At 48.8% G+C, this 14,479-nt stretch carries 11 protein-coding genes; 10 read left to right on the forward strand and 1 reads right to left on the reverse strand.

Going from position 1 to position 14,479, the window contains the following annotated elements:
• Positions 1-62: 62 nt before the first annotated feature.
• Complete coding sequence (locus AM231_RS20965) at positions 63-317, reverse strand: DUF3949 domain-containing protein (RefSeq protein ID WP_053491428.1); 255 nt, start codon at positions 315-317, stop codon at positions 63-65.
• Positions 318-565: 248 nt separating this feature from the next.
• Here AM231_RS20965 and AM231_RS20970 point away from each other — a divergent pair, with 248 nt between their 5' ends.
• The 10 genes from AM231_RS20970 to AM231_RS21015 all read left to right on the forward strand — a co-directional run bounded on the left by AM231_RS20970 (position 566) and on the right by AM231_RS21015 (position 14,460).
• Entirely contained in the window at positions 566-1,393 is an 828-nt protein-coding gene (locus tag AM231_RS20970; protein ID WP_054404362.1) for an SDR family NAD(P)-dependent oxidoreductase, read from the forward strand.
• Positions 1,394-1,545: 152 nt separating this feature from the next.
• Positions 1,546-2,838 (forward strand): homocysteine synthase, encoded by a 1,293-nt coding sequence (locus AM231_RS20975; RefSeq protein WP_054404363.1) that lies wholly within the window; start codon positions 1,546-1,548, stop codon positions 2,836-2,838.
• 451 nt (positions 2,839-3,289) lie between these two features.
• Positions 3,290-4,312, forward strand: a complete 1,023-nt coding sequence (locus AM231_RS20980) for a BtrH N-terminal domain-containing protein (RefSeq protein ID WP_242615255.1) — start codon at positions 3,290-3,292, stop codon at positions 4,310-4,312.
• A 34-nt stretch (positions 4,313-4,346) separates the two neighbouring features.
• On the forward strand, positions 4,347-8,825 hold the full coding sequence (locus AM231_RS20985; protein WP_242615256.1) for an amino acid adenylation domain-containing protein: 4,479 nt from the start codon (positions 4,347-4,349) through the stop codon (positions 8,823-8,825).
• Between the two features lie 17 nt (positions 8,826-8,842).
• Entirely contained in the window at positions 8,843-10,381 is a 1,539-nt protein-coding gene (locus tag AM231_RS20990) for a serine hydrolase domain-containing protein (RefSeq protein ID WP_054404366.1), read from the forward strand.
• On the forward strand, positions 10,382-11,089 hold the full coding sequence (locus tag AM231_RS20995) for a thioesterase II family protein (RefSeq protein WP_054404367.1): 708 nt from the start codon (positions 10,382-10,384) through the stop codon (positions 11,087-11,089).
• 28 nt (positions 11,090-11,117) lie between these two features.
• Complete coding sequence (locus AM231_RS21000) at positions 11,118-11,972, forward strand: 3-hydroxyacyl-CoA dehydrogenase family protein (protein WP_054404368.1); 855 nt, start codon at positions 11,118-11,120, stop codon at positions 11,970-11,972.
• A gap of 12 nt (positions 11,973-11,984) precedes the next feature.
• Positions 11,985-13,049, forward strand: coding sequence for an HAD-IIIC family phosphatase (locus tag AM231_RS21005; protein ID WP_054404369.1), 1,065 nt, complete (start codon positions 11,985-11,987; stop codon positions 13,047-13,049).
• Positions 13,050-13,053: 4 nt separating this feature from the next.
• Entirely contained in the window at positions 13,054-13,305 is a 252-nt protein-coding gene (locus AM231_RS21010) for an acyl carrier protein (RefSeq protein ID WP_053491437.1), read from the forward strand.
• Between the two features lie 3 nt (positions 13,306-13,308).
• A complete protein-coding gene (locus AM231_RS21015) occupies positions 13,309-14,460 on the forward strand; it encodes an acyl-CoA dehydrogenase family protein (protein WP_054404370.1) in 1,152 nt (383 codons plus the stop codon).
• The last annotated feature ends 19 nt before the right edge of the window (positions 14,461-14,479 follow it).

A 14,479-nucleotide genomic window follows, 5' to 3' on the forward strand; every position in this document is an offset into this window, starting at 1 on the left:
AAAAAACCATTGCCCCTCTATGGGGCGATGGTTTTTTTGTGCGATTTTTACTCATTTGAGCCCTACTTCTTAGTTTTGTTCCTGTGTCGCCAGTTATAGATCCACGAAGCTACCATATTGGAGGGCAAGGACCATAATTGTGCACTGTAATGGAGCTGTTCTTCCTGAAATGACATGTTCTTGTGAAACGTTTCCTGGTCGACTCCTTGTCTTCGAGGGTCCTCTCTTAATGCCGCAATGTAGCGGTACTGCACGGGGATCATGATCAGAAATATGGCAAACAGAACACCCACAATGATCCACATTACTGAACTCATAAGCGCACGCTCCTCAAGGGTTGATTTTTTATTAGAAAATATTCCCTGATAATATATAATACGTCTATAACCATATTATGGTTTCATTAATGTATATGATTGTACAGTTTCAGGCTGAATTGGATTTTTCGTTTCCGGTTTCATTCATCCAGATCGGAACAGGGTAAGGAAGGGTAGGTGCGTTTTGCGTCTTTAGTTAAAGGCATGCAATGATGCATTTACGCTGAATTACGAAGGGAGCGAGATGAATGGGAACCATAGGTAATCAAGGAAGCGAGAAAGTGGCGCTGGTAACAGGCGCGGGTGCAGGTATCGGACGGGGGATTGCCAAAGTGCTGGCTGAAAAAGGATATCGGCTGGCGTTGACCTATAAATCAAGTAGTGATGGAATATTAGATGTGGCAGAGGATATCCGTCATATTTACGGCAAGGAGCCACTTATTATACAAAGCGATTTGACCGTCCGCAGTGAAGCGGAGAATACGATTCGAAAGACCATAGAAGAATTTGGCCGGATTGATCTCTTGGTCAACAATGCAGGAATAGGCATTCATGAGGAACTGACTGAGCTTGAAGAAGATGCCCTGGATATGACCGTAAATCTCGATTTCCGGGCGCCGATGCTGCTGAGCAAATATGCCGTCAGGGAAATGATCGCTCAGAAAATTCTGGGTAATATTATATTCATCACTTCCTCCCGCGGGGAGAGAGCCTATCCAAAGGACAGTATTTATGGCGGTATGAAGGCAGCGCTTATCCGTGCCGCACAATCGCTGGCCTTGGAATGGGCGCCGCATGGCATCCGCGTGAACTGCGTGGCTCCGGGAGCGACTGTTCATAAGCTGGAGCAGTCGGCAGAGGAGGAGCCGCTGGGCAGCAAGATCCCGTTGGGCCGGTTAGGTACGCCATCGGATATCGGGGAAGCCATCGCTTGGCTAAGTTCGGACAAGGCATCCTACATTACCGGAATTAATCTTCGTGTAGACGGTGGCCTGATTCTTCCTGGCATGCCGGAAGATACGTCTCCAGAAGCCGGATATGGCTGGGGCAGAGTGTACACGGAGGACAAGAAATAAGCGGATTAGAAGCAGGGTGAAACAATAAATAATTATATTCCGATGAAATTAGTTGGTTTTAGCTCTTTTCAAACGATGGAAAGTATGAGAGAATGGGAGAAATTATGAAATGATCATACTTTCCATATGAGAGAAAAGGGAGGAAACATTCCATGTCAGAAGAACGCCAATTTTCTATTGAAACCCTAGCGGTGCACGCCGGTCAGGAGCTTGATCCTACCACCTTGTCCCGTGCTGTCCCTCTTTATCAGACGACGTCCTACGGGTTTAAAGACAGTGAGCATGCAGCGAATTTGTTTGCTCTTAAAGAGTTTGGTAACATTTACACGCGCATCATGAACCCGACCACGGACGTATTTGAGAAGCGGATAGCCGCGCTTGAAGGCGGTGCTGGTGCGCTGGCCACCTCTTCCGGGCAGGCAGCTATTACCTTCTCCATCCTGAACATTGCAGGCGCTGGTGATGAGATTGTTTCTTCCTCAAGCTTGTATGGCGGTACTTATAATTTGTTCTCCAATACGCTGGCGAAGCTGGGTATTAAAGTGCATTTTGTTGATTCCACGGACCCGGAGAATTTCCGTAAGGCGATCAATAGCAAGACGAAGGCGCTGTTTGCTGAAACGATCGGCAATCCGCAAGGAAATGTGCTGGATGTGGAAGCCATTGCTGCTGTTGCGCATGAGAATGGTATCCCTCTTATCGTTGATAATACGTTCCCAAGCCCATACTTGCTTCGTCCCATTGAACATGGCGCGGACATCGTCGTTCATTCGGCGACCAAATTCATTGGCGGCCACGGAACCTCGATTGGTGGCGTAATTGTCGACAGCGGTAAATTCGATTGGACGGCAAACGATAAATTCCCAGGATTGACCCAGCCAGATCCAAGCTATCATGGCGTTGTGTACACAGAGGCAGTGGGACCTATCGCTTATATCATCAAAGCGCGTGTGCAGCTGTTGCGGGATATCGGTGCGTCGCTGTCTCCGTTCAATTCCTGGCTGCTGCTGCAAGGACTGGAGACACTGCATCTTCGGGTTGAGCGTCATAGTGAGAATGCACTGAAAGTGGCGCAGTATCTTGAGAACCACGAAGCTGTGGAATGGGTGAGCTATGCAGGGCTGCCGAGTCACCCTTCGTATGAGCTGGCGCAGAAATATCTGCCGAAGGGCCAGGGGGCCATTCTTACGTTCGGTATTAAAGGCGGTGCAGCTGCCGGGCAGAAGGTGATCGAGAATGTGAAGCTGTTCTCCCACCTAGCCAATGTAGGGGATTCCAAGTCCCTTATCATTCATCCGGCAAGCACAACGCATCAGCAGCTGACGGAAGAAGAGCAGTTGACAGCGGGTGTTAATCCCGAGCTGCTGCGACTGTCGGTCGGAACGGAGTCCATTGATGATATCTTGTTTGATCTGGAGCAGGCGATTGCGGCCAGTCAGAAGTAAAGGCTGTTATATATAGTATTAATGACGGAGATACACAGGGCACTTTCCTTTTTGGAGGAAGGTGCCTTTTGCTGTTTTACTCTGAGTGACTTGCCAGATAGGGCTAACTCCTTACAGCTCACAATAATCTGTTTTGCCTAGAGGCGAGTCTCCTGATTCTGCTCTATTAGTTAGGGGAGGTGGGAAGAAGGGCGGATGGACTTTTTCAGGATGTTTTCATTGAGCAGGACTATTTTCATAGTTCAGAAACAGGTCGGATTTTGGAGCTAATCGACTTTTTTCGAGATGGATATCTTAGGGGATGAAAAGTATAGATGAAAATTTTCAATAGATATTGACAATAAAATACATCTATGGGAGTATAAATTACATAAAATAGTTATTATATTATTTTCAGGCAGAACAATATAATACTTCAATATTTTACAATAAATTAACAAACGAGAAAGAAGTGAGTATTGATTTGGATATCAAGGAACTGGAATTGCGTATCCCGCCTATTGTTGGATATCAGTATTTGGCATATCCCCTATGCACGGTACTCACACGCAATGAGGCGCTGCCATGGTTCTACAGCAATTTCATCCATCTCTATTGTCATCACGATCTTAGCGCAGAAGCCGCCTCACGCTCAGTGCCTATGACCTTTTACGGAGAGGATTTTATTCGCTGTCCATGGCTGATCACACAAAAGCTGGAGCGCGAATACGTGCTCGATTCACCGTCTGGAATTATCGAATTTCTGATACATAGTATCCGTTCAAATTATACAATCTCTCTTCATGTAGATGAGTTTTATATTCCTCGGAGACGAGTCTATCAACAAACTCATTATGCTCACGATATTCTGGTTTACGGTTACGATAATGCGAGAAGGAGTTTTCTTGTACTCGGCTACGATGAAGAAATGCAGTTCCAGAAGACCGTGGTGCCGTACCATGAAATGGAGCAAGGGTTCCAAAATCTCGAATGGACGGACAACTATGATGAACAAATCTACCTTTACCAGTTCAATAAATCAGGAAGCTACCGGCTAGATGCAACGTTCATCAAAGAGTCTCTGGAAGAATATATGATGGGCAGCAATATCTCCTTACGTAACCGCGGAACGGCTGATCCACTGGAGGCGGCATTTGGCATGGATGTTTATGCTGCGCTCATTCGCAATATGCCCGTGCTTGTGCGTAAGCGTGATATCCGGCCTATCCACATTCTGTGGGAACACAAGAAAATGATGGGGCTGCGGCTCCAATATCTATGTGATCAGGAACTTATTTCGCCGGATTTTGTTGAATGTTTCCGGCCAATAGAAGAGCAGGCATATGCTTTGCGTCATTTGTTGATGAAATACGCTTTAACCGGGGACGATCACCTTTTGAAACAAGGACTGGAAGAAATGACTCACATTATGGAAAGCGAAAAAAGAATACTTGAAATGGTTGTGAAAGCGCTGGAACCTCAGGTTGTTTCCTAGTATCCGTAATTAATTCCGATTGGAGGCTATTTCTATGGAGGCAGGCAAACTCTATCCGTTGACACATCCGCAAAAGCGCATTTGGTATGTAGAAAATATATATCCCGGCACGAGCATACATAACATCGGAGGACTTATCAAAATTTACGGCCCCGTGGATTTTACTTTGCTTGAGGAAGCCATTAATCAATTCATTCGGCTCAATGATGCCGTTCGCATACGGTTAGTCGAACAGGCTGGCTCGGTGCATCAGATAGTGACAGAATACCGCAGGAGAACGTTCCCGCTAATAGATTTTACGGTCTTAGAATCCGACGTGGATGCCTGGGTGAATGCCGAATTTGCCAGACCGCTCGCACTGGACGGAGAACGATTGTATGATTTTGTACTTGTTAAAGTCAGCGACACAGAAAGCGCGTATCTCACAAAATTCCACCATATTATTTCGGACGGCTGGTCCTTTCAATTGATGACAACGCACATCAATCAAATTTATACGCAATTGATGGAAGGGGAGGAAGTTCGTCAGGAACCTCGCCCTACCTACCTGGATTACATCGGACAAGAGCAAAAGTATTTGTCATCCCCTCGCTTTATGAAAAATCAAAGTTATTGGAATCAGAAATTTGATCACATCCATGACCTTGAATTGCATAATACATCAATTGGCACCGCAGGCAACCGCAAAAAATTCTTGATAAGCCGGTCAACTTCCGGCGCCATCCACGATTTTGCACAAACCCATCATATTTCGTTGAATACCTTTTTTGTAGCAACGATGCTCCTTTATCTCCACAAAGCCAATCAACAAAACAGGCTCCTGATCGGCACTCCTGTATTAAATCGTACGGGGGCCAAAGAAAAAAATACATTCGGAATGTTTACCAGCACGATGCCTTTTCTCATTGACATCGAGCACGAGATGTCCTTCTCATCATTCATACATAACGTCAACCAAGAACTCATTCAATGTTACTTCCATCAGAAATATCCATACAACCTGCTCATACAGGATCTTCAGCTTCAACAGCGGGGATTGGACCAGTTATTTCAAGTATGCGTGAACTATTACAATACAGCATTCGATCGGAGCTTCGGCCCCGGGTGGAAAATGCAGCAAATAGAAGTGAATAACGGCAATCAGCTGTATTCCTTGCAGCTAATCGTAACCGAATGGTCATCGGATAAAGAATTGGAGTTGTACTTCGATTACAAAGAAGGCGACTACACGGAGAGGCAAATTGATGAACTATATAACCGTTTTCTATTTTTAATCGATCAAGTCCTGAGCCGCCCCGATGCCGCACTTCATAATGTGGAGCTGCTTCTGCCGGATGAGCGCGCGAAGCTTTTATACACATACAACACTACGGATTGCGAATATCCCTCACATCAAACGATCTTGCAGCTGTTCGAAGAACAAGTCGAGCGAAATTCAGAGCGCATTGCCGTTTCATGCATGGGACAATCGCTTACTTACGGCGAACTGAACGAACGCTCCAATCGGCTGGCACGAACACTCCTGGAGAGAGGAATAAGCCCTCACACCCCTGTAGCCATCATGGGCCGCCACTCTCTGTCTATCGTTGTGGGAATCTGGGCCGTAATCAAGGGTGGTATGGCATATCTGCCGATCGATCCCGAATATCCCAAAGAACGGATCGAGTATATTTTGCGGGATAGTCGGGCTTCCCTATTGCTGACCCATGGCATGGAATGGGAGCAGCTTTCTTACAATGGTGAGGTTCTCGCACTTGATGATGAGCGTTTATACAACAAGGACGGGAGCAATTTGCCTGTCAAGGTTTCGCCAGACGATCTGGTCTATATCATCTACACCTCGGGATCAACAGGCAATCCCAAAGGTGCGATGATTGAGCACAGAGGACTTTTAAACTATATCTGGTGGGCCGGCAAAACGTATGTCCGTTCTCAAAACGATGTATTTGCACTGTACTCTTCCATTGCTTTTGATCTGACCGTGACCTCTATCTTTACGCCGTTAATTAGCGGCTGCCGTATCGAAATCTACGAAGATGACGGGAGCGACTTTATAGTTAAGCGTATTGTGGAAGACAACAAGGCCACCATTATCAAGTTGACGCCGGCGCATCTGGCGCTCATCAAAGACATGGATTTCAGGGAGCACACAGTTCGGACATTCATTGTGGGCGGTGAAGATTTGAAATGCTCGCTGGTTCGTGACATACATGAAAACAGCCGGGGCGGGATTGAAATCCTTAACGAGTACGGACCGACCGAAACCGTAGTCGGCTGCATGATTTACCGGTATGATCCGGCGAGCGACGAAGGGGTATCCGTTCCGATCGGACAGCCCATTGACAATATGCAGATTTATTTGCTGGATCGGCAGCTGGAGCCAGTCCCCAACGGCTCGATTGGCGAAATTTATATTTCCGGAGCCGGAGTGGCCCGGGGCTACTTGCACAGGGAGGAGCTGACTCAAGACCGGTTTTTGCCCAACCCTTTTCTTACGGGCAATAGGATGTATCGGACGGGCGACTTGGCCGTACGCCACGATAGTGGCAGCATCGTATATTTAGGCCGGATCGATCATCAGGTCAAAATTAAAGGGTACCGCATCGAATTGGGGGAAATCGAGCATCAGCTGCTTGAAATGAACGGCATTGAAGAAGTCGTGGTCATTGACCGCACTGGCGAAGACGGACAGCAACAGCTTGCCGCTTATTACGTTGCGGAAGGACATCTTACGGCTCTGGAGCTGAGGATGAAGCTGGCAGAGGTGCTGCCCTCGTACATGATACCGGCTTACTTTGTCCGTCTCGACCAACTGCCGCTTACTCCCAACGGTAAAGTGGACCGGCGTCTTCTGCCGGCTCCGGAACAGTACCAAGAAACAAGCGAGGCTGGAACGACAAGTGGAGTCGAAGCACTGTTAATGAATATATTCAAGGATGTGCTCCGCACGGATGAAATAAAGGTTCAGGATAATTTTTACCGGCTCGGCGGTGACTCCATCAAGGCAATACAAATTGTATCTAAAATTAAGGCGGCAGGTTATCAGTTAAAGGTGCAGCAAATCATGAGCTACCCCGTTATCAGAGAACTGGCCGAATTCATTGAACTAAACACCGCTGCTCCGATCGAGCAGGGGCCAAGTTGCGGGGAAGTTAAACCACTGCCGATTACATCATGGTTTTTCTCAAGACAATGGAACAATCCCCATTACTATGCTCAGTCTGTATTGCTCCGCTTAACACCGGAAATAACGAGAGATCAGCTTCAGGATGCGTTATATGCATTAATCGGCCACCATGACACTTTGAGGCTGCAAGTTGATGAAACTCCAGGCCGCCTGGTGTACAGGACCGTTGGACGCGAGGACGTGGAGCTAGCCCACTTCGATCTGACCAGCATACCGGAGGAAAAGCGGGCTGCAGTCCTGAAGAAACAAGCTGAATCTTTCAAAGCAAGTGTACGGCTTGGACAAGGCCTTCTATTCAAGGCTCTTGTATTTGATAAAGGAAATCAGGGACAACGCCTCTTGCTGACAGCGCATCATTTGATTGTAGATGGAGTATCCTGGCGAATTATGCTGGAAGACTTGGACCAGCTGCTGAAAGCAGCTTTGACCGGGTCGGTTTGGTCTCTACCGAATAAAACGGATTCTATTCAAACTTGGTCGGATGCTATAGATGCTTACGGCTGTGAGAAGGCGCTGGAACATCTCGACTACTGGCATTCGGTCTTAGAGAAAACAGAAAACAGCCTTGAAACTGATTATCCTTCGGATGACGACCGGATTGCCGTGTGCGACACGCTGGTCCAGGATCTTTCCGAGCAGGAGACGAGCAGGCTGCTAGGGGAGGCGAACACCGCATTCCGAACTCAAACGAGCGATTTGCTGATCGCATCGCTGGCTATGGCTGTGAGCGATATTACCGGTAAGAATAAATTCTCGATTGAATTGGAGGGGCATGGACGCGAAGAGTTGTTTGAGAATGTGGATGTATCCAGAACTGTCGGGTGGTTCACCTCGCTGTATCCCGTTAATTTCGAGATGACTGAAACTAGAACAGCGGAAATCATCAAGAGCATAAAAGGACGGCTTCGATCCATTCCAAACAAAGGAATCGACTATGGTATTTTGGCCTATGGTTCCGGCGACATTCCGAAGATGGGCGGCAACTTGCTCCGTTTCAACTATATGGGCGAAATCGATAATCTATTGCATAGCCCTGTGCTCGCCATTTCCGGAGACGATACCGGAAGAGAGACATGCCCAAGCAACAGGTTGTCTTGTCTGGTCAATGTGGTAGCCATGATTACGGACAAGAGGCTTCAGATCCGCATGACATACAGCACGGCTATGTTCAGTCGGGATACAATGAACGCCTTCATTCAAGTTTTTATGCAGCGGCTGGCTGAAGTCATTCAGTTGGGCTCAGACAGGGGACAGACTGATTTTACGCCCTCTGATTTTGAGACGGTCAAGCTTGCACAAGAAGAACTGGACATACTCTTCAATTAATAAAGGGGCGAACAATCGTGGTAAAGAAACTTGCTTTCTACGTACTGATGCTCCTGCTAGTCAGTTCATCAGCTGCAGCTGCCGAAGGCGGAGCCCCTTCTACGCATAGACAGCCGAACATAGATGAGGATGCCTTCGACCAGTTTGTACAGGCCCAACTGGTGAAGGCACAAAGTCCGGGAGCCGCCGTTGTGATTGTTAGCGGTGATCAGGTGGTTTATACGAAGGGATTCGGACTAGCCGATAGAGCATCGGGGATTCCGGCAACAAGTACTACATTATTTGAATTGGGATCGACTTCCAAAGCATTCACAGGTCTGGCCTTGTTAGAGCTGGAATATGAAGACAAGCTTAGCATTGACGATCCGGTCACTCGCTATATTCCGTGGCTCTCGCTAACCTACCAAGGACAGCCGGCCGAGGTGACGCTGGCCCAGCTGCTGCACCATACGAGTGGAGTGCCGTTCGCCTCGCTCGCTTCCATCCCGATCAGTTCTGAAGAGCAGGCACTGGAACAGACTGTACGGGCATTATCGGGCACGGCGCTGGATACCCCACCCGGAGATAAATATCAGTATGCGACGATTAATTATGATGTTCTGGGATTGGTCATTCAGGAAGTATCCGGTATGTCGTACGAAGCCTACATGTCGGGGTTACTGCAAAGGCTTGGCATGAACAACACGGTGCCTGCGGCACAGCTGAAGGACCCGCAGCGGCTCGCCAGGGGATATAAGGTCGGGTTCGGCTCGCCCCATGTATACGAAGCACCCGAATACAGGGGGAATACGCCCGCCGGCAACTTAGTCTCCAGTGCGGAGGATATTGGGCAGTGGCTGCTGCTTCAGCTTGGGACCAAGAGCATCTCCGAGGCGAACCGGAACATCATCGAGCGTTCCCATATGCCCGATACGAGCGTAGGGTCGGACGTCAACGGAAACTATTATGCCTCGGGGTGGTTTGTAACGACGGACGGCAAAGAGCTCTGGCACCAAGGCTCTAATCCCAATTTTTCGTCCTATTTCATCATGAGTCCGCAAGAACGGCTCGGCGTAGGAGTACTCGCCAACATCAACTCCGCCTATACGTTTCATATCGGCCAGGGCCTTATGAGCTTGCTGCAGGAGCAAGAGCCTCTGCCCGCTGAAGCGGACTTCTATCCGCAGCTTGATCGCATTGCGATGATTTCGCTTAGTGTCATCAGCGTCTTCATGATTATTCTTGCAGGTAAAGCCATCGGTATCCCCGGTCAATTACGTCGTCAGCGGCGCATTTACGTTCCGCCAAAAGGAAGAAGGCTTATCGGCCTCGGAACTGCGCTTGTGCTGACCGGAGCGTGTGTGTGGGGAATCGGCCTGCTGCTCAAGGTGGCATTTGTAGGCCTGCCGCTTGGAGTAGTAGCGGTATGGGCGCCTATGTCCATCATCTGGCTCGTCTATGCGCTCTACCTATTCGTGGGAATCGCCTTCCTGTTCTTTCTTACGGTCTGGTTGTTTCCATCAGTGAAACGCCGATCCGGACCGATTTTGCCAGCTCCTGCAGAGGAGGTGATCTAAATGAAATGCAAGCTGTTCTGCCTGCCCTACGCCGGAGGCTCCGCTACGATCTATACAAGATGGAAACGCCATCTGCACGGCCATATTGAACTGCATCCCGTTGAACTGGCCGGAAGGGGAAAAAGATTACTCGAACCCCGTTACAGCAGTATGGACGAATTGGTGGAGGATGTATACGGATACTTGGACCCTCATCTGGACGAAGCTGAATTTGCTTTCTTCGGCCACAGCATGGGAGCCCTCATCGCTTACGAGCTGGCGCATATCGTCAGGAAGAAGAGGGGGCGCAATCCTATCCATTTATTTGTATCGGGGACCTTTCCCCCTCACACCCGCAGGAATCTTACACTGCATCTTCTATCTGATGCAAGACTCCAGCAAGAAATTAAGCTGCTTGGCGGAACCGAGGACGAAGTGTTTGAGCGGGAAGAATTGCTGCGGTTGTTTTTACCAGGCTTGCGGAGAGATCTGGAGCTGGTGGAAACGCATTGCTTTAAGAGCAGAGAGGAGCTTATTCCCTGTGATATATCCGTGCTGAGCGGAAAAGAGGATAAGGCGACAGAAGGTTTCAACCTGCTGGAGTGGTCAACATATGGCAGTCGAGGCTGCCAACTTTATGAATTCGAAGGAGGACATTTCTTCATAAACGAACATACCGAGCAGGTAGTATCGCTCGTCAACGATGTGCTAAGCAGCTCTGTTGAATAAATGTCCATCAAAAAGGAGTTGTGAATTAATGATACGAACCGTCGGAGTAGTGGGTGCGGGTGTAATGGGCAGTGACGTTGCTTTGGATCTGGCTTGCTATGGATACGAAGTGGTGCTCAAAGATATTAGCGAAGATGTCTTGCATCAAGCTATGGAGAAAATCAAGACAGATTTCCGGCTGTTAAGGCTGGTCAAGCCTCAGGCGAAACAGCTTACCGTGGAGGACGTTCTGTCCCGGATTACCTTCACCACAGCTTATGATGACTTCGCACGCGTCCAGTTTGTTATTGAGAACGTGACAGAAGAATGGGAACTTAAGAAAGCGGTGTTTACGGAACTGTCCGAGGTGTGCGGCTTACAAACCACCTATGCCGTTAACACAAGCTGCATTTCCATTACGAAGGTTGGCTCGTTAATGCCAAGACCGGAGAATGTCATCGGCATGCATTTCATGAACCCCGTCCCGATGAAGGAACTGGTCGAAGTCATCCGGGGCGAGCATACATCGGACGAGACTGTTGCCTGCGGGGAAGAGTTCTTAAAATCATTCGATAAAGTCCCGGTAGTGGTTAATGATTTTCCCGGTTTCGTAACGAATCGAGTCCTCATGTTGACGATTAACGAATGCGTCTGGACCGTGCAGGATGGAGTCGCAGAACCGAAGGATGTCGATAAGATTTTCCGCTTGGGCTTCGGCCACAAAATGGGGCCGCTTGCTACATGTGATCTGATCGGCCTGGACACCATTCTCAATTCGCTGCTGGTGCTGCAGGACAGCTACAAGGATCCGAAGTTTCGGCCCTGCCCGCTGCTCGTCAAGATGGTGGATGCCGGTTACCTGGGCAAAAAATCAGGAAAAGGATTTTTCGATTACAGCAAGTAGGGAGGGATAACGATGAACAGAGCAGCGGACAAGCTAAAGGAAGTCAAATGCGTGATCTGGGATCTGGACAATACGATGTGGGACGGTATTTTGCTGGAGTCCGATGAGGTTAAGTTAAAGCCGCGCATGCGCGAGCTTCTCGCGGAACTGGATTCTCGCGGCATTCTGCAATCCATCGCAAGCCGCAATGATACGGAGCATGCGCTGGACAAGCTGAAGGAGTTCGGTATCGATACCTATTTTCTGTACCCCGAAATCAACTGGAATGCCAAATCAACGTCGATCGATAAAATACGTCTGAACTTGAACATCGGGATGGACACGATTCTGTTCATCGATGATCAGCCCTTCGAACGGGATGAGGTCCTAAGCGTCCATCCGGAGGTCGAGTGTCTGGATGTGACCCCATACGAGACACTACTCGGTCACCCGCGTCTTAATCCTCGGTTCATTACGGAAGATTCAAGACGTAGGCGCGCCATGTATCTGGAAGACATTCAGCGCAAGAAGGAGGAGGAATCGTTTGCGGGTCCCCAAGAGGCGTTTCTAAGCTCGCTCGGTATGCGCTTTGTCATAAGCGAGGCTAGAGAGGAGGACTTGAAACGGGCGGAGGAACTGACCATCCGTACGAATCAGCTGAATGCGACGGGTTATACATACAGCTATGAGGAGCTGGACAGGATCAGGCAGTCGGATAATCATATCCTGCTCGTGTGTGAATTGACGGACAAATACGGCTCTTACGGCAAGATCGGGCTCGCTCTGATCGAATTGAAGGAAAGCTGCTGGCATCTCAAAATGCTGCTTATGTCCTGCAGGGTGATGTCTCGCGGAGTTGGTACCGTTATGCTCACATACATCATGCAGCAAGCGAAGAATGAAGGGAAAGTACTTAGGGCCGACTTTAAACAGACGGACCGCAACAAGATGATGTACGTCACGTACCGTTTCGCTAATTTTACGGAAATCTCCAATGACGGAGAAGGAAACATTCTGTTTGAGAACGATTTAAAACAAATTCAGCCGTTCCCGCCTTATATTGATGTGTTGGTAACGGTGGCCGGGGGAAAGGGGTAACATAATGGAAATCAAACAAAAAATCCGCAGTTTTATTGAAAGCAATCTGGTTGTATTTGAGGACGAGGCGGTATTCACTGACGATGATCATATTTTTCAAAAGGGTTTCGTCAACTCTTTGTTCGCGATGAAACTTCTCAGCTACATCGAGCAAGAATTCGGTTTCACGGTCAGCAATGAAGATTTGGATATCGCTAATTTCAGCACGCTTAACAATATCGTAAAACTAATCGAAAAGCATAAGCAGGAGGCCTAAGCGATGATTGCACAGACATCCGCGTCTGCCGCTCAAGTCGTAGAGGAAGCTAAAATTTTTGCCGGCCGGGAAATCCGGCCGCTCGCAGGAGAGATCGATGTCACAGGGGAGCTGCCCCGCAGCTTAATTAACAAAATGGGGCAATTGGGCTATCTGTCGGCCAGCTGGCCGATGGAATACGGCGGTCTGGGGCTAGATCCAGTGGCATACGGACTGTTTACAGAGCAGATCGGCAAAGCATGCTGCAACACGAGAGCTCTGATTACTGTTCAAACCTCATTGCTCGGAGAGACGATGCTGCGTTTCGGCACAGTGGCACAGAAAAGATATTGGCTGCCGCAGATGGCGCGGGCGGAGAAGCTGGGCGCGTTCGCTTTATCAGAACCGAATGTGGGCTCGGATGCTAAAAGCGTACAGACCACCTACCGTAAAGAAGGAAGCCATTATATTCTGAATGGCAGCAAAAAGTGGATTTCATTCGCTGCAATCGCTGATTTTTTTGTCGTGATCGCAGCTGATTCAGGGGGGCAAATCACCTCATTCATCGTAGAGCGCGGACGTGAAGGAGTGCATACAATCCCTATGTCAGGCATGCTCGGCAACAGGGGGGCTCACATTGCGGAGATTCAGCTCACAGAAGTGAGAATTCCGGTGGAGAATGTGCTCGGCATCGTAGGCGGAGGTTTTACTTATATCGTATCCACCGCCCTTGATCACGGCAGATATAGCATTGCTTGGGCAGGAGCGGCAATTGCGGGCGAGGCGCTGGAAGCAATGGTGGCCTACTCGATGTCGCGGTCCCAATTCGGAGAGAAGCTGTACCAGTACCAGTTGGTCAAAGGGCTGATTGGGGACGCGGTCACCAAGGTTCATGCCGCGCGTGCGCTTTGTATCGCTGCAGGTGTAGTGCGCAAAAACGGGGCGGCGGAAGCGGTTGACGAGACGGCGATCGCCAAATATTTTACATCGAAAGTGGCTGTTGAGGTCACGAACGATACGGTGCAAATTCACGGCGGCAACGGCTGCCACAGCGGTTACCCTGCCGAACGGTTATTCCGGGAAGCCAAGGTGCTGGAAATCATTGAAGGCACTAGCCAAATTCAACAGCAGGTCATTTCTCAATACGGACTTCGCAAATATGCGGTGAAGAAGTAGGAGGAAGTTCGAATAGAAA

It is taken from the genome of Paenibacillus solani (assembly GCF_001277345.1).
Classification (GTDB): Bacteria; Bacillota; Bacilli; order Paenibacillales; family Paenibacillaceae; genus Paenibacillus_AQ; species Paenibacillus_AQ solani.